Below are 14,579 nucleotides of genomic sequence, written 5' to 3' on the forward strand. Positions count from 1 at the left end.
CGGCAGGGCCGCTCGCGGCGGCGCCCGGTGCGGCGCCTGCGTTGCGCGGTTCGCGTGCTGAACCCGCCGAGATCGACGCCAGCAGCGCCTGCACGATCAGCGCGGCGCTCAGCGCGACCATCCAGCCGACGCCGTACACGCCGGCCACCGGCGCGAATCCGGCGAACGGGCCGTCCACCTGCGCATAGCCGGTGGCGAGCCACGGAAAGCCGGTGAACACGGTGCCGCGCAGCCATTCGCCGATGGCCCACGCGCTCGCGAAGGCGAGCGCGCCGTGCCAGGTCGGCGAGAACGGCTGGCGGTCGTCGGCCGCGCCGTTGCGGGCGTGGCCCGCGCAGAACGACCAGACGCCTGCGGCCAGCGCCGGATAGAGGGCCAGGTACAGCGAGAACAGCGCGAGCGCCGTGCCGGCCAGCGGCGCGGGCATGCCGCCGTAGTCGTGCATGCTCACGTAGAGCCACCACACGCCGGTCACGAAATTGCCGAAGCCGAACGCCCAGCCCGTCAGCGCGGCGCTTTTCCAGCCGGTGCTTCGTGTGAGCCACGCGAAAAAGAACACGAAGATCGCGAGTTGTAGCCAGCCGCCGTGCGGCGTCGGCGCGAACGACAGTGTATTGGCGGCACCCGCGGCAAGTGCCACGAGATAGTGCCAGCGCGGCAGGGCGCGGCTGCGCGTGCCGTCGGCGGCGGGGGCGCTCACGTCGTGGCGCGGGCGGGAAGTGATCGGGTCGGCCATTATTGCGTGGTCGGCGTCGGAAGTTGAGGAGTCGAAATGAGGAGTCAAAAAAGCGTGCAAGGAAACCTGCAAGGCGGCACGCCAAAATTTCGCGAACGGGCGCGCCGGCGAAACGGCACGGCGCGCCGGCCGCTCAGGTCTGCACGTGCTGCGCCTCGCGTTCGCGCTGGCCCGCGAGCGGGTCGCGGCGCACCAGCAGCATGTGGACCTGGCGCGCGTCGCCGCGCAGGATCTCGAAGATCAGATCGTCGAGGCGGACTTTTTCGCCGCGATGCGGCACGCGGCCGAAGTGATGCGTAACGAGCCCGCCGATCGTATCGACTTCCTCGTCCGAATAGTGCGTGCCGAAGGTCTCGTTGAACTGCTCGATCTCGGTCAGCGCGCGCACGCGGAAGCGCCCGTCCGGCGAGGCGATGATGTTGCCGCTTTCCTCGTCGAAATCGTATTCGTCCTCGATGTCGCCGACGATCTGCTCCAGCACGTCTTCGATCGTGATGAGGCCCGCCACGCCGCCGTATTCGTCGACGACCACCGCGAGGTGGTTGCGGTTCACGCGAAAGTCGTGCAGCAGCACGTTCAGGCGCTTCGACTCGGGGATGAACACGGCCGGGCGCAGCATGCCGCGCACGTCGAATTCTTCTTCGGCGTAGTAGCGCAGCAAGTCTTTCGCGAGCAGCACGCCGATGATGTTGTCGCGATTGCCCTCGTAGACCGGATAGCGCGAGTGCGCCTTTTCCAGCACGAACGGGATGAATTCGGATGGGTTGTCCGCGATGTTGATCGCGTCCATTTGCGCTCGCGGCACCATGATGTCGCGTGCGCACAGTTCCGACACCTGGAACACGCCTTCGATCATCGACAGCGAGTCGGCGTCGATCAGGTTGCGCTCGTGCGCGTCCTGCAGAATTTCCAGAAGTTCGGCGCGCGAGTCGGGCTCGGGCGAGATGAAATCGGTCAGGCGCTCGAGCAGCGAGCGCTTTTCCTGCGGTTTGTCGAGGGTGCGTCCGGTATGGCGTCGACTGGGATACGTGTCGTTCATGGTAGTGCGCCCGGCGAGACTGGGCGCGCTGTTGCAGAGCATTAAGGATACACCAGGCGCATGGCGAAACCGTGTCCCGCCGGGCCTGGCGCTGATTTGAAGCCGGGTGAAGCGGCCGCGCCGCGAGGGCGGGGCATGGGCTCATCCTAACCGATTACGTGTCGAAAAGCGCTTGCCGGCAAAAAAGTAACTCGCGCACGGGGACGGGCGAGAGCGGGCGGGATGGCTCGCGGCGGCGCCGCGGGGGGCCGGCCGGCGCTTCCCGGTTTCGGCTCTTTCAGTCTTACCGTCCCGTCGCCGCGCGTTCGGGCGCGGCCGGCTGCGGCATTTCATCGACCTCTCGCGCCTGACAGCGCGTGAGTAGCGCTTCGAGCGCGCGGTCGGGCATGCCGCTTTCGCGCAGCGCATGGACCGTGCGGCTCACGTAGTCGAGCGTCGTGCCGTAGCGGCCGCACGCGCAACCGAGCACGGTTCGGACGATGTCGTCGCGCAGCTTGCCGGTGTAGCTCGGTGCGTCGCGCCGCATCACGAAGGCGAGCGCGTCGACGCGCCGGCCGTCCGCGAGTACGCAGGGCAGCCAGGCGGGGCGGTACGAGCCCATCGGCATTTCGCGGCGCCACAGCGCTTCGAGATGCGGCATCGAGCCGGCGGCGGCGAGCCGGAATGCCACGCCAGTGCACGAGCCGCCGCGATCGAGCGCGAGCACGAGGCCCGGCTGCTCGGGCGTGCCGCGATTCACGCGCGACCATAGGTAGAGCCCGCGGTGATAGCCGTGCACCTTCGAGCGCAGCGCTTCGACGGTCGGCAGGCCCGGGTTCCAGATCAGCGAGCCATAGCCGAACAGCCACAGGTCGCTTTGGCGGTCCCAGCCGCGCAGCGTCGATTCGAGCGACGCGCGCAGTTCCTCGTCCGTCAGCAGCCGCGACTCGCCGAGCATCGGCGGGTAGTCCGGGCAGCGCACGGGGATATCGGCTTCGGGGGACGAGGTGCTCACGGTAGGGTTGGGTCGTGGATGGCGTGGGGAAGGGGCGGGAGTCGCAGAAGCCTATCGGTAAGGGTCCGGAAACCCGAGCTTACCGAGGATTTCGGTTTCGATCGCTTCCATTTCCTCGGCTTCTTCCTCGACTTCGTGGTCGTAGCCCTGGGCATGCAGCGTACCGTGCACGAGCAGATGCGCATAGTGCGCGACGAGCGGCTTGCCCTGCTCGGTGGCTTCCTTTTCAACTACCGGGCAGCACAGGATCAGATCGCCCGTGACCGGATCGTCTTCCGATTCGGCGTAGGCGAAGGTCAGCACATTGGTCGCGTAGTCCTTGCCGCGATAGGTGCGGTTCAGCGTGCGGCCTTCCTCGACGTCGACGAAACGCACGGTCAGTTCGCCGTCCGCGAAGAGCGCCGCCTTGATCCAGCTCGCAACGCTCGCGCGCGGCAGCAGCGCCTTGTGTTCCGGCCAGGCTTTGGCGGCGGGAAATTGCAGGTTCAACGTCAGTTTCGGGGAGCGGCTCATGCGGTTTCGGGTCGGGGCTTCGCGTTTGTTGTGGTGTTTCCTGCGGCGTTCGTTGTTGCGCTGGCGGTTGCGTGGGGCGTTACGCTCTTGGTGGCGTTCGTGGCGTTCGTGGCGTTCGTGGCGTTCGTGGCGTTCGTGGCGTTCGTGGCGTTCGTGGCGTTCGCGGCATTCGCGGCATTCGCGATGGCAGCGGCTTCGAGCAGAGCGCGTCGCTCCGGTGGCGCCGCTCGGCGGCGCGGCTTACGCGGTCCGGTCAGCCACGCCGCCTATCCCGCGCAAGTGCCGCGCTTCAGCGCGAATCCAACGGAGCCGCCGATTTCTGCGCATGCGCATCGTACGCCTCCACAATGCGCGCGACCAGCGGATGGCGCACCACATCCGCGCTCGTGAAGCGCGTGAGCGCGATGCCGCGCACCTCCGAGAGCACCTGCTGCGCCTCGATCAGGCCGCTCTTGTGGCCGCGCGGCAGGTCGATCTGGGTCGTGTCGCCGGTGACGACGGCCTTCGAGCCGAAGCCGATCCGCGTGAGGAACATCTTCATCTGCTCGGGCGTGGTGTTCTGCGCCTCGTCGAGGATGATGAACGCGTGGTTCAGCGTGCGGCCGCGCATGTACGCGAGCGGTGCGATTTCGATCATCTGCCGCTCGAACATCTTCGCGGTCTTGTCGAAGCCGAGCAGGTCGTAGAGCGCATCGTAGAGCGGTCGCAGGTACGGATCGACCTTCTGCGCCAGATCGCCCGGCAGGAAGCCGAGCCGCTCACCCGCCTCGACGGCCGGGCGCGTCAGCACGATGCGTTTGACCTGGTCGCGCTCGAGCGCGTCGACCGCGCAGGCCACCGCGAGGTAGGTCTTGCCGGTGCCGGCCGGGCCGACGCCGAAGGTGACGTCGTGCGAGACGATCTGCTTCAGATACTCGCGCTGCGCCGGCGTGCGGCCGCGCAGGTCCGCGCGCCGCGTGTAGAGCTTCGGACCGTATTCCTGGAAGTCGTCGTCGCTCGCGTCGAGATCGGCGGGTTGGTCGAACGGATGATCGGGGTTGCCGGCGAAGCGCGGATCGGCCGCGTCGTCGCCATTGGTGCCGCCGTTGCCGTTCGGCCGATGGCGCGCCGGATGGCGCACTTCGACGAGCGCGAGCTGGATGTCGTCGACCGACAAAGGCTCGCGCGCGCTGTTGTAGAAGTTTTCGAGCGCCGTGAGCGCGAGCTTTGCGCCGCGTCCGCGAATCGTGATGCGATGGCCGCGGCGCTGCAAGGTCACGTCGAGCGCCTGCTCGATCTGCCGCAGATTTTCGTCGAGCGGTCCGCAGAGGTTGGCGAGCCGCGCGTTGTCTTCGCGCGGCGCGGTGAATTCCAGATGCTGCTGAGTGGTCTTCAAGGCGGTGAGTCGATCCTGTCGGTTGCGGTACTCGGAATGTCGGGTGGCGGCCGTTCAGTGCGTCAGTGCGTGGTCGCCGCGCGGTCGTCGTGAACCATCACGAGTTCGCCGCGCAGCGAGTGCGGGTACGCGTGCACGATCTTCACGTCGACCATCTGGCCGATCAACCGTGCGTGCGAGGCGACCGGCGCCGGGAAATTGACGACGCGGTTGTTCTCGGTGCGGCCCGCGAGCTCGTTCGGGTCCTTGCGCGCGGGGCGCTCGACCAGAATGCGCTCGACCTTGCCGACCATCGCGTCGCTGATGCGCTGCACGTTCTCTTCGATGGTCGCCTGCAGATGTTGCAGGCGTTTGAGCTTCACCTCGCGCGGCGTGTCGTCGTGCAGGTTCGCGGCCGGCGTGCCGGGACGCGGGCTGTAGATGAACGAGAAGCTCGTGTCGTACTTCATCTCGTCGACGAGCGCCATCATCTTCGCGAAGTCTTCCTCGGTCTCGCCGGGGAAGCCGACGATCATGTCCGTCGACAGCGACAGGTCCGGGCGGATCGCACGCAGCTTGCGGATCACGGACTTGTATTCGAGCACGGTGTAGCCGCGCTTCATCGCCATCAGGATGCGGTCGGAGCCGTGCTGCACCGGCAGATGCAGGTGGCTCACGAGCTTCGGCACCTTCGCGTAGGTGTCGATCAGGCGCTGCGTGAATTCCTTCGGATGCGAGGTGGTGTAGCGAATCCGTTCGATGCCGGGGAGGTCCGCGACGTATTCGATCAGCGTCGCGAAGTCGGCGATCTCGGCGGAGCCGAGCGTGAGCGCGCCACGGTATGCATTGACGTTCTGGCCGAGCAGCGTGACTTCGCGCACGCCCTGGTCGGCGAGACCGGCGATTTCGGTCAGCACGTCGTCGAGCGGACGCGACACTTCCTCACCGCGCGTGTAGGGCACGACGCAGTAGCTGCAGTACTTGCTGCAGCCTTCCATGATCGACACGAACGCGCTCGGGCCTTCGACGCGCGCCGGCGGCAGGTGGTCGAACTTCTCGATTTCGGGGAACGAAATATCGACCTGGGCGCGCCCGCTCACGCGGCGCTCGTCGATCATTTGCGGCAGGCGGTGCAGCGTTTGCGGCCCGAACACGATGTCGACGTACGGCGCGCGCGCGACGATCGACGCGCCTTCCTGGCTCGCCACGCAGCCGCCTACGCCGATAATCAGATCTGGATTCGCGTCCTTCAGCTCGCGCACGCGGCCGAGGTCGGAGAAGACTTTTTCCTGCGCTTTTTCGCGCACCGAGCAGGTGTTGAACAGGATCACGTCGGCGTCTTCCGGCGTGTCGGTCTTGACGAGTCCTTCAGCGGCACCGAGCACATCGACCATCTTATCGGAGTCGTACTCGTTCATCTGGCAGCCAAAGGTCTTTACATAAACTTTCTTGGTCATCGAATTTCGCCGGTCGCAGTGGTTAACCTGGGGGCGTCATAAAGGGTGGAGAGGGTTGCGCGGTGCGCCGGGCCACGCGTTCGGGCGCGCAAGCTGATGCGCAAGCGCCGCCGCAACGTAACTCACTATTATAGCCCTTCAGGGAGCACGGGTTTGGCCGCCGGCCGAGCGTTCCGGCGGCAGGCCCAGCAGGCTTTCCAGTTCGTCCGACACGAGCGCGAAACGCTCGGCGAGAAAATCGAGCAGCACGCGCACGCGCGGCGCCATGAAGCGGTTGCGGTGATAGAGCGCGTGCAGCGGCGCGTCCGGATAGCGCCACTCGGGCAACAGCACCTTCAGTCCGTCGGCGCGCAGGTCCGCTTCCACGTCCCACATCGATTTGATCGCGATGCCGTAGCCGCGCAGCGCCCATTCGCGGGCGACCGCGCCGTCGTTGGTCTCGCGCGCGGCGTCGAGCGGCACCGTGTAGTGCTGCACTGCGTCGCCGCGCGTGAAGCGCCACTCGTTCGCCGGCCCGGACGCGGTGCCGAGCACGATGCAATCGAAACGGGCGAGGTCTTGCGGGTCCTTCGGCTCGCCCTTGCGCGCGATGTATGCCGGCGACGCGCACAGCACGCGCCGGTTCGGCGCGAGCTTGCGGGCGACCAGCGAGCTGTCCTGCGGCACGCCGAAGCGGATCGCGAGATCGATGTCTTCCTGCACGAGATTCGACAGCGAATCCGACAGCGTCAGCGCGAACTTCACGTCCGGATATCGCGCGTTGAATTCGTCGAGCCAGTGCAGCAGCAGGTTGCGGCCGAAGTCGGAGGTCGTCGAGATGCGCACCTTGCCGCGCACGACGCCTTGCCCTTCCTGCAAGGCCGCTTCGGCGTCGTCGAGCGATTGCAGCGCCTCGCGGCAGCAGTTCAGATAGAGCCGCCCCTCGTCGGTGAGCCGCAACTGGCGCGTGGTGCGCTCGAAGAGCCGCGCCTTCAGATGGCTTTCGAGCCTGGCGAGGCGCGCGCTTGCCGCGGCGGGCGTGAGGCCCATTCTGCGGCCCGCCGCCGACAGGCTGCCCTGCTGCGCCGCTTCGACGAAGAGGCGGATGTCGCCGAGATTGTCCATTGCCGATTTTCAAGCACGATTTGAAAATGTTTCAAATGCTACGCCAATTATCAAATCGGCTCCCTGCCCGGACAATGCGGCCTTGACTGAATTTCCCTCTTATCCGGAGCACCTCCATGCCCATTCCCTTACTCGCGCTGGCGATCAGCGCATTCGCGATCGGCACGACCGAATTCGTCATCATGGGCCTGTTGCCCGAGGTGGCGCGCGATCTCGCCGTGTCGATTCCGTCGGCGGGGCTGCTCGTGAGCGGCTACGCGCTCGGCGTCGCGGTCGGCGCGCCGCTGCTCGCGGTGGTCACGAGCAAGATGTCGCGCAAGCTGGCGCTGCAACTGCTGATGGTCGCGCGCGTCGTGACCTCGTTCGCGCACGGCTCGTTCTTCGGCATCGGCGCGGTGGTCGCGGCCTCGCTCGTGCCGGCCGAGAAGCGCGCCAGCGCGATCGCGCTGATGTTCACGGGCCTCACGCTCGCGAACGTGCTCGGCGTGCCGTTCGGCACCTTCGTCGGCCAGCAGTTCGGCTGGCGCGCGACGTTCTGGATCGTTAGCGGACTCGGCGTGCTGTCGCTCGCGGGCATCGCGGCGCTCGTGCCGAACCGGCACGACAGCGGCCCGGCCGGCCTCGGCCACGAAGTGCGCGTGCTGAGGGACCCGCAGGTCTGGACCGCGCTCGCGATGACGGTGCTCGGCTTCGGCGGCGTGTTCGTCGTGTTCACCTATATCGCGCCGATCCTCGAACAGGTGAGCGGCTTCTCGCCGCGCGCCGTGACGCTGATTCTCGTGCTGTTCGGCGCGGGCCTGACGGTCGGCAACGTGGTCGGCGGCAAGCTCGCGGACCGCGCGCTGATGCCGTCGCTGATGGGCATTCTCGCCGCGCTCGCGGTGGTCATGGCGGTCTTCGCGCGCACCAGCCATTCGCAGGTCGCCGCGGCGCTCACGGTGTTCGTGTGGGGCATTGCCGCGTTCGCGACGGTGCCGCCGTTGCAGATGCGCGTGGTCGAGAAGGCGGCCGCCGCGCCGAATCTCGCCTCGACGCTGAACATCGGCGCGTTCAACGTCGGCAATGCGGCAGGCGCGTGGCTCGGCGGCCTCGTGATCGCTCACGGCCACGCCCTCGATACGTTGCCGTGGGTCGCGGCAGCGGTCAGCGTGGCGGCGCTGCTGCTCACCTGGTTCGCCGCGCGCATGGATGCGCCGGTGCGCGCGGTCGCGCAGCGTGCGTGAACGGCTTGCCTCTGCAATGCTGATAACAGTGTGAAGATAACTTCGTTGGGCGCGGCACAGCGCGATGCTATCTTGCTTCCACTCAATGCTTTTGCGCCGCCCGGCGGCGCTCTGGAGGCCACTATGCATTCTCCGCTTGCGCTGGTTCGCGATCGCCCGGCCGATGCCGACGCGGTGCCGCGCGCAGCCGAACCGTTCGATGCGCTCGAGCAACTGGTCGGCGTGAATCTGGCCCGCCTGCGCGCCGAGCGCCAGCTTTCACTCGATGCGCTAGCGCGCGCGTCCGGCGTGTCGCGCGCCATGCTCGCGCAGATCGAATCGGCGCGCAGCGTGCCGTCGATCAAGGTGCTGTGCAAAGTGGCGGCGGCGCTGAAGGTCTCGGTCGCGGCGTTTCTGCGGCGCCACGCGACGAACGGCTTCGAGCATCTGCCGGCCGAGCGCTCGGCGCGAGTCGTCAGCGCGAACGGGCGCTACTCGGCGCGGCCGCTGTATCCCGATACCGAGCCGGGCGCCGCCGAGTTTCACGAGCTGCGCATCGCGCCGCTGCACACCGAGACGGGCACGCCGCGCGCGCCGGGCACGACCGTCAACCTCGTCGTCAGCGACGGCACGCTCGAAGTCAGCGTGCACGATCAACGCCAGCTGCTCGCGACCGGCGATGCGATCGTCTTCGATGCCGATCAGCCGCACAGCCTGCGCAATCCCGGCGACACCGAGGCGCGCGCGTTTCGCGTGACGCTGCGGGCGGAGACGCCGCCGCGCTGGGACGTGCCGGCCGTGGGCGCGGCGCGTGAGGAGGCCGCGCGCGAAGGCGTGCCGGGTTGAGGCTCGACGGCGCGCGGTTCGGACGCAGGTCGGGGCGCAGTCAGCGCGTCGATGGAGGTCCAACGCCGCCAGTAGGGTCTTTGTGGGGCGCGCTGCAGTTCCGGTGCGCCTGTTGTATGCTTCGCCGGCCAGTCGAACCGGCAATCAGTGCGTCTTCAGGGCGGGGTGCAATTCCCCACCGGCGGTAAGCCGTCAGCGCGAAAGCGCGAGTCGGTGAGCCCGCGAGCGCCCGCATCGAGCGGTCTTCAGCGTATCGAAGGCCGCGGCGGGGTCAGCAGATCTGGTGAGAAGCCAGAGCCGACGGTCACAGTCCGGATGGAAGAAGATGTGCAGATAGAGTCATGTGCGCTCCGCGCTGCCGCTGGTCGTTCTGGCGGCGCCGGTGGAGGAGCGCCGCCTTCGTGCGGCGCCCGGCGGCGCGTTCGAGTCTGTTTGCAATGCCCTGAAACGTTTTTCGCCCAACTTTTGCGATGAGCGTTTCAACCATGTCCTTTGCTACTTTTCCGGCTCCGTCGACGATTGCCGAAGATGCTTTCGTCGATCTCCCGCTGCTCGCCACCGAAACCGTTCCGCCGCGTATCGCCGCCGCCTTGCAGGCGCTGCGCGAGGGCCGCGCCGTCGTTCTGCAGGACGACCACGACCGCGAGAACGAAGCCGATCTGATCGTCGCGGCCGAGCGTCTGTCGGTCGAAACGATGGCGCTCCTGATCCGCGAATGCAGCGGCATCGTCTGCCTGTGCCTGCCCGACGACACAATCCGCGCGCTCGAATTGCCGCCGATGGCCGTCAACAACGAAAGCCGTCACGGCACCGCGTTCACGGTGTCGATCGAGGCGCGCGAGGGTGTGAGCACGGGCGTGTCGGCGCAGGATCGCGTGACGACGATCCGCGCCGCGATTGCCGATACGGCGAAGCCCGCCGACATCGTGCGTCCGGGCCACGTGTTCCCGCTGCGGGCGATGCCCGGCGGCGTGCTCGCGCGGCGCGGCCATACCGAGGGCACGGTCGATCTCGCGATTCTCGCGGGCCTGAAGCCGGCCGGCGTGCTGTGCGAGTTGATGAACGCCGACGGCACGATGACGCGCGGCGCGGACGTCGAGCGCTTTGCCGCGCAACACGATTTGCCGATGCTGACGATCGCCGAACTCGTCGAGTTTCGCGAGGCGCTCGCGCAGGTGCGTGAGGGGGCGGTGCTCGAGGCCTGAAGGGGGCGGCGCGTTGTCGATCGATACTACGACTGCACGTCGCCAAACTCGCCGCGCATGCCCGCCGCGACCAGCCCAGGCAGTTCGTCCATGTGCTTCATGATGCGCGTCATGCCCATCGAGCGCAGCGCGTCCGCGTAGCCGTCGGGAATATGGCTCGCGCCGACGAACGCGATCGTTTTCATGCCTGCCGCGCGTGCCGCATTCAGACCCGCGACGCTGTCTTCGACGACGAGGCAGCGCGCCGGCTCGACACCGAGCGTTTTTGCCGCGAACAGATACACGTCGGGATAGGGCTTGGGCCGCTCGACCTGCTCGGCGCTGAAAACCCGTTCGCCGAAAATCTGCTGCAGACCCGCGCGCCGCACCGAGGCGCTCACGCGCGTCATGCGGCTGTTCGACACGACCGCGGCCGGCAGCGTCACGCGTTGCAGCGCGTCGCGCACGCCGTGGATCGGACCCAGCGACGCGGCCAGCGCAAGCTCGATGTTGTGCTCGATCATGTCGAGGAAGTTCGCGGGCAGTTTGACGTCGAACGATTGCTCGATGCCTTCGAGAAAGCGCGAGGTTTGCTGCCCGAACGCCGTTTTGACGACGGGCTCGAAGTCGATGCCGGGAAACGAGGCCGTCAGCGTTTCGAACATCACGCGATCGGCGATGACTTCGCTGTCGACGAGCACGCCGTCGCAGTCACAGATGAGGTGGTCGATCATGCCTGAAGAACGATAAGCGGAAAGCGCGCGGCCGGCGTTCTCGCCTGCCTGCGCGTCGGGATGGACAGCGCCATGATACGTGCTTTCCGGCGCGGTTCGTGGCTCATGGCTTATGGCGTATCGGCCCATGCCTTCGCCGCGCGGATCGCGCGCTGCCAGCCGTCGAGGCACGCCTTGACCTCGGCATGCGGCAGCGCGGGCGTGAAGCGGTGTTCGAGCTTCCACTGGCTTTGCAGTTCGTCGACATCTTTCCAGTAGCCGACCGCGAGACCGGCCAGATAGGCCGCGCCGAGCGCGGTCGTTTCCGGCACCTTCGGGCGCACCGCGTCGACGCCGAGAATGTCGGCCTGAAATTGCATCAGCAGATTGTTCGCGCAGGCGCCGCCGTCCACGCGCAGTTCGCCGATGCGGATGCCCGCGTCGGCTTCCATCGCCTTCAGCACGTCGAGCGATTGATAGGCGATCGAATCGAGCGCCGCGCGTGCGATATGCGCGGACGTCGTGCCGCGCGTCACGCCGAACAGCGTGCCGCGCGCATGCGCGTTCCAGTGCGGCGCGCCGAGGCCGGCGAAGGCGGGCACGAGGTACACGCCGTCGCAATGCGGCACGCCGCGCGCGAGCGTTTCGATCTCCGCCGCGTTCCTGATGATGCCGAGGCCGTCGCGCAGCCACTGCACGACCGCGCCGCCGATGAAGATGCTGCCTTCGAGCGCGTAGTCGATCCGCTCGCCGATCTGCCAGGCGAGCGTCGTGACGAGATTGTTCTGCGATTCGATCGGCTTGTCGCCGGTGTTCATCATCAGAAAGCAGCCGGTGCCGTAGGTGTTCTTGACCATGCCCGACTCGGTGCACATCTGCCCGAACAGCGCGGCCTGCTGGTCGCCGGCGATGCCCGCGAGCGGAATATTCGAGGCGAACACCGTGGTCACGGTCGGTCCGTACACCTGTGACGACGGCCGCACCTCGGGCAGCATGCTGCGCGGAATGTCGAGCGCGGCGAGCAGTTCGTCGTCCCACTGCAGCGTGTGGATGTTGAAGAGCATCGTGCGCGACGCGTTGGTCACGTCGGTGATGTGCAGCGCGCCCTTCGTGAAATTCCACACGAGCCAGCTGTCGACGGTGCCGAACGCGAGCCGGCCCTGGCGCGCTTTTTCGCGCGCGCCTTCGACGTTGTCGAGAATCCAGCGGATTTTCGTCGCCGAGAAGTACGAGTCGATCGGCAGACCGGTTTTCGCGCGCACGCTCGGTTCGAGCCCCTGGGCCTTCAGTGCGTCGCAGAAGTCGGCGGCGCGGTGGTCCTGCCAGACGATCGCGTTGTAGATCGGCTGGCCGGTCTGGCGATCCCACACGATGGTGGTTTCGCGCTGGTTGGTGATGCCGATCGCCGCGATCGACGCGCCGTTCAGGCCCGCGCGCGTGACGGCCTCGGCTGCGACGCCGGCCTGGGTCGACCAGATTTCCTGCGGATCGTGCTCGACCCAGCCCGGATGCGGATAGATCTGCCGGAATTCTTTCTGCGCGATCGACACGACATTGCCGCGCCGGTCGAACAGCATCGCGCGCGAGCTGGTGGTGCCTTGGTCAAGCGCGAGGACGTACTGATCCTGCATTGTCTCTTCTCCATGGGTATGGCGGATCGCCGGGTTGCCGGCCGGCGATCGGAGCGGCCAGGTTGCGGCGTGTCGTCGCGAGCGCGCTGCAATCGTGTGTTGCAGTAGTGTGATGGCGCGTGACGGTCTCGTCCAGCCGGCCTGGGTTCTCGCCGTGCGTGCCGCCTGTGTCTCACATGCCTGTTGTCTTACGCGCTTTGCTGCACGGGTTCGCTCGCGAACCACGCGTCGATGTCGCGCGTGACCTGGTCGAGCGTGCCCGGCGCGACGTGCAGCCCGAGTTTCGAGCGTCGCCACAGCACGTCCTGCGCGCTGCGCGCCCATTCGACATCGCGCAGATAGCTCAGCTCGGCTTCGTAAAGACCCGGCGCGAATTCGCGGCCGAGATCGGCGAGCGCGCGGGCGTCGTCGAGCACGCGATTCGCGCGCGTGCCGTATGCGCGCGCGAGGCGATGCGCGAGCGCCGCCGGCAGCCACGCATGGGTGCGGCTGAACTCGCCGAGGAAGCGGTTGAAGTTCGCCTGCGCGATATCGCCACCGGGCAGCGACGCGCCGACGGTCCACGCGGGCACCTCGTGCTGCAGGGCTTGCGCGAGCGTATCGACGGCCTGCTCGGCGAGCTTGCGAAACGTCGTGATCTTGCCGCCGAACACCGACAGCAGCGGCGCTTCGTTCGCCGGTGCGTCGAGTTCGAGCGAGTAGTCGCGCGTGACCGCCGAGGGGTTGTCCGCGTTTTCGTCCTCAAGCAGCGGGCGCACGCCCGAGTAGGTCCAGCGCACGTCGGCCGGCGAGATTTTCTGCTTGAAATAGCGGTTGATCGAATCGCAAAGGTACTGCGTTTCGTGGGCGTCGATCGCGACCTGCGACGGGTCGCCGCGATATTCGAGGTCGGTCGTGCCGATCAGCGTGTAGTCGTGTTCGTACGGGATCGCGAAGATGATCCGCTTGTCCGGGTTCTGGAAGATGTACGCGTGATCGTGCTCGAACAGCCGCCGCGTGACGATGTGGCTGCCCTTGACGAGCCTCACGCTATGCGACGCGGGGCGGCCGAGCGCGCCCTTCAGCAGTTCGCCGACCCACGGGCCCGCCGCGTTGGCGACGGCCGCCGCGCGCACGTCGAGCGTCGTGCCGTCCGCGCGCTGTAGCTGCGCGCGCCATTCGTCGCCCGCGCGCACCGCGCTGACGAGCTTCGTGCGCGTGAGGATGGTCGCGCCGTGCTCGTGCGCATCGAGCGCGTTCAGCACGACGAGGCGCGCGTCGTTGACCCAGCCGTCCGAATACACGAAACCGCGCTTGATCGAATCGACGAGCGGCGCGCCGGCCGGGTGCCGGTGCATCGCGATGCCGCGCGAGCCGGGCAGCAGTTCGCGCTTCGCCAGATGGTCGTAGAGAAACAGGCCCGCGCGGATCAGCCACGCTGGGCGCAGATCGGGCATGTGCGGCATCACGAAGCGCAGCGGCCACATGATGTGCGGCGCCGCGCGCAGCAGCGTTTCGCGCTCCTGCAACGCCTTGCGCACGAGCCCGAACTCGCGGTATTCGAGGTAGCGCAGGCCGCCGTGAATCAGCTTCGTACTCGCCGACGACGTATGCGCGGCCAGATCGTCCTGTTCGCACAGCAGCACCGACAGGCCGCGCCCGGCCGCGTCGCGCGCGATGCCGGCACCGTTGATCCCGCCGCCCACGACGAGCAAATCGTATTTCGAGCCTTGCGCCACCGCTGAGTCCTCTAGGTCGAATCTTGAAAGGAGGTTGGAAAACTAATCGAACCAATGATGTTCGTTTTCGAACTTTAATGAACATATT

Annotated in this window: 12 protein-coding genes, 1 pseudogene and 1 riboswitch; of the genes and pseudogenes, 3 read left to right on the plus strand and 10 right to left on the minus strand. The window is 67.2% G+C overall.

What is annotated here, in order from left to right; genetic code table 11:
* The 7 genes and pseudogenes from F3J20_RS25430 to F3J20_RS25460 all read right to left on the minus strand — a co-directional run.
* A pseudogene (locus tag F3J20_RS25430) lies at positions 1–736 on the minus strand (apolipoprotein N-acyltransferase); the annotation flags it as partial.
* 133 nt (positions 737–869) lie between these two features.
* On the minus strand, positions 870–1,775 hold the full coding sequence (locus F3J20_RS25435; protein ID WP_167040585.1) for a transporter associated domain-containing protein: 906 nt from the start codon (positions 1,773–1,775) through the stop codon (positions 870–872).
* A 283-nt stretch (positions 1,776–2,058) separates the two neighbouring features.
* Positions 2,059–2,769 (minus strand): gamma-glutamylcyclotransferase, encoded by a 711-nt coding sequence (locus F3J20_RS25440; RefSeq protein ID WP_167284938.1) that lies wholly within the window; start codon positions 2,767–2,769, stop codon positions 2,059–2,061.
* Positions 2,770–2,820: 51 nt separating this feature from the next.
* Positions 2,821–3,282 (minus strand): rRNA maturation RNase YbeY, encoded by a 462-nt coding sequence (ybeY, locus tag F3J20_RS25445; RefSeq protein ID WP_167040590.1) that lies wholly within the window; start codon positions 3,280–3,282, stop codon positions 2,821–2,823.
* Positions 3,283–3,571: 289 nt separating this feature from the next.
* A complete protein-coding gene (locus F3J20_RS25450) occupies positions 3,572–4,657 on the minus strand; it encodes a PhoH family protein (RefSeq protein ID WP_167040593.1) in 1,086 nt (361 codons plus the stop codon).
* Between the two features lie 62 nt (positions 4,658–4,719).
* Entirely contained in the window at positions 4,720–6,093 is a 1,374-nt protein-coding gene (miaB, locus tag F3J20_RS25455; protein WP_167284940.1) for a tRNA (N6-isopentenyl adenosine(37)-C2)-methylthiotransferase MiaB, read from the minus strand.
* A gap of 138 nt (positions 6,094–6,231) precedes the next feature.
* Positions 6,232–7,197 carry a LysR family transcriptional regulator gene (locus F3J20_RS25460; RefSeq protein ID WP_167284941.1) on the minus strand — a complete coding sequence of 322 codons (966 nt, stop codon included), beginning with the start codon at positions 7,195–7,197 and terminating at the stop codon, positions 6,232–6,234.
* 116 nt (positions 7,198–7,313) lie between these two features.
* Here F3J20_RS25460 and F3J20_RS25465 point away from each other — a divergent pair, with 116 nt between their 5' ends.
* The 3 genes from F3J20_RS25465 to ribB all read left to right on the plus strand — a co-directional run bounded on the left by F3J20_RS25465 (position 7,314) and on the right by ribB (position 10,450).
* A complete protein-coding gene (locus F3J20_RS25465; protein ID WP_167284943.1) occupies positions 7,314–8,420 on the plus strand; it encodes an MFS transporter in 1,107 nt (368 codons plus the stop codon).
* A gap of 123 nt (positions 8,421–8,543) precedes the next feature.
* Complete coding sequence (locus F3J20_RS25470) at positions 8,544–9,245, plus strand: XRE family transcriptional regulator (protein WP_167040605.1); 702 nt, start codon at positions 8,544–8,546, stop codon at positions 9,243–9,245.
* A gap of 147 nt (positions 9,246–9,392) precedes the next feature.
* Positions 9,393–9,576, plus strand: a riboswitch (FMN riboswitch).
* A gap of 154 nt (positions 9,577–9,730) precedes the next feature.
* A complete protein-coding gene (ribB, locus tag F3J20_RS25475; protein WP_205299369.1) occupies positions 9,731–10,450 on the plus strand; it encodes a 3,4-dihydroxy-2-butanone-4-phosphate synthase in 720 nt (239 codons plus the stop codon).
* 26 nt (positions 10,451–10,476) lie between these two features.
* Here the strand turns inward: ribB and F3J20_RS25480 are convergent, their stop codons facing one another.
* From F3J20_RS25480 to glpD, 3 genes are all read right to left on the minus strand, one after another.
* Positions 10,477–11,163 (minus strand): HAD family hydrolase, encoded by a 687-nt coding sequence (locus tag F3J20_RS25480; RefSeq protein ID WP_167284947.1) that lies wholly within the window; start codon positions 11,161–11,163, stop codon positions 10,477–10,479.
* Positions 11,164–11,273: 110 nt separating this feature from the next.
* The gene (gene glpK, locus F3J20_RS25485) at positions 11,274–12,773 is read right to left on the minus strand and encodes a glycerol kinase GlpK (RefSeq protein WP_167284948.1); all 1,500 of its coding nucleotides are present in this window, start codon (positions 12,771–12,773) and stop codon (positions 11,274–11,276) included.
* Positions 12,774–12,961: 188 nt separating this feature from the next.
* Positions 12,962–14,491 carry a glycerol-3-phosphate dehydrogenase gene (gene glpD / locus F3J20_RS25490; RefSeq protein WP_167284950.1) on the minus strand — a complete coding sequence of 510 codons (1,530 nt, stop codon included), beginning with the start codon at positions 14,489–14,491 and terminating at the stop codon, positions 12,962–12,964.
* Positions 14,492–14,579 lie beyond the last annotated feature (88 nt).

It is taken from the genome of Paraburkholderia sp. Cy-641 (genome assembly GCF_011752945.1).
Lineage (GTDB): Bacteria > Pseudomonadota > Gammaproteobacteria > Burkholderiales > Burkholderiaceae > Paraburkholderia.

Coding starts and splice junctions, on each gene's coding strand:
- F3J20_RS25460 (WP_167284941.1), bottom strand. CDS start 7,197: ATGGACAATCTCGGCGACATCCGCCTCTTCGTCGAAGCGGCGCAGCAG.
- F3J20_RS25480 (WP_167284947.1), bottom strand. CDS start 11,163: ATGATCGACCACCTCATCTGTGACTGCGACGGCGTGCTCGTCGACAGC.
- ribB (WP_205299369.1), top strand. CDS start 9,731: ATGTCCTTTGCTACTTTTCCGGCTCCGTCGACGATTGCCGAAGATGCT.
- glpK (WP_167284948.1), bottom strand. CDS start 12,773: ATGCAGGATCAGTACGTCCTCGCGCTTGACCAAGGCACCACCAGCTCG.
- F3J20_RS25465 (WP_167284943.1), top strand. CDS start 7,314: ATGCCCATTCCCTTACTCGCGCTGGCGATCAGCGCATTCGCGATCGGC.
- F3J20_RS25435 (WP_167040585.1), bottom strand. CDS start 1,775: ATGAACGACACGTATCCCAGTCGACGCCATACCGGACGCACCCTCGAC.
- miaB (WP_167284940.1), bottom strand. CDS start 6,093: ATGACCAAGAAAGTTTATGTAAAGACCTTTGGCTGCCAGATGAACGAG.
- ybeY (WP_167040590.1), bottom strand. CDS start 3,282: ATGAGCCGCTCCCCGAAACTGACGTTGAACCTGCAATTTCCCGCCGCC.
- F3J20_RS25470 (WP_167040605.1), top strand. CDS start 8,544: ATGCATTCTCCGCTTGCGCTGGTTCGCGATCGCCCGGCCGATGCCGAC.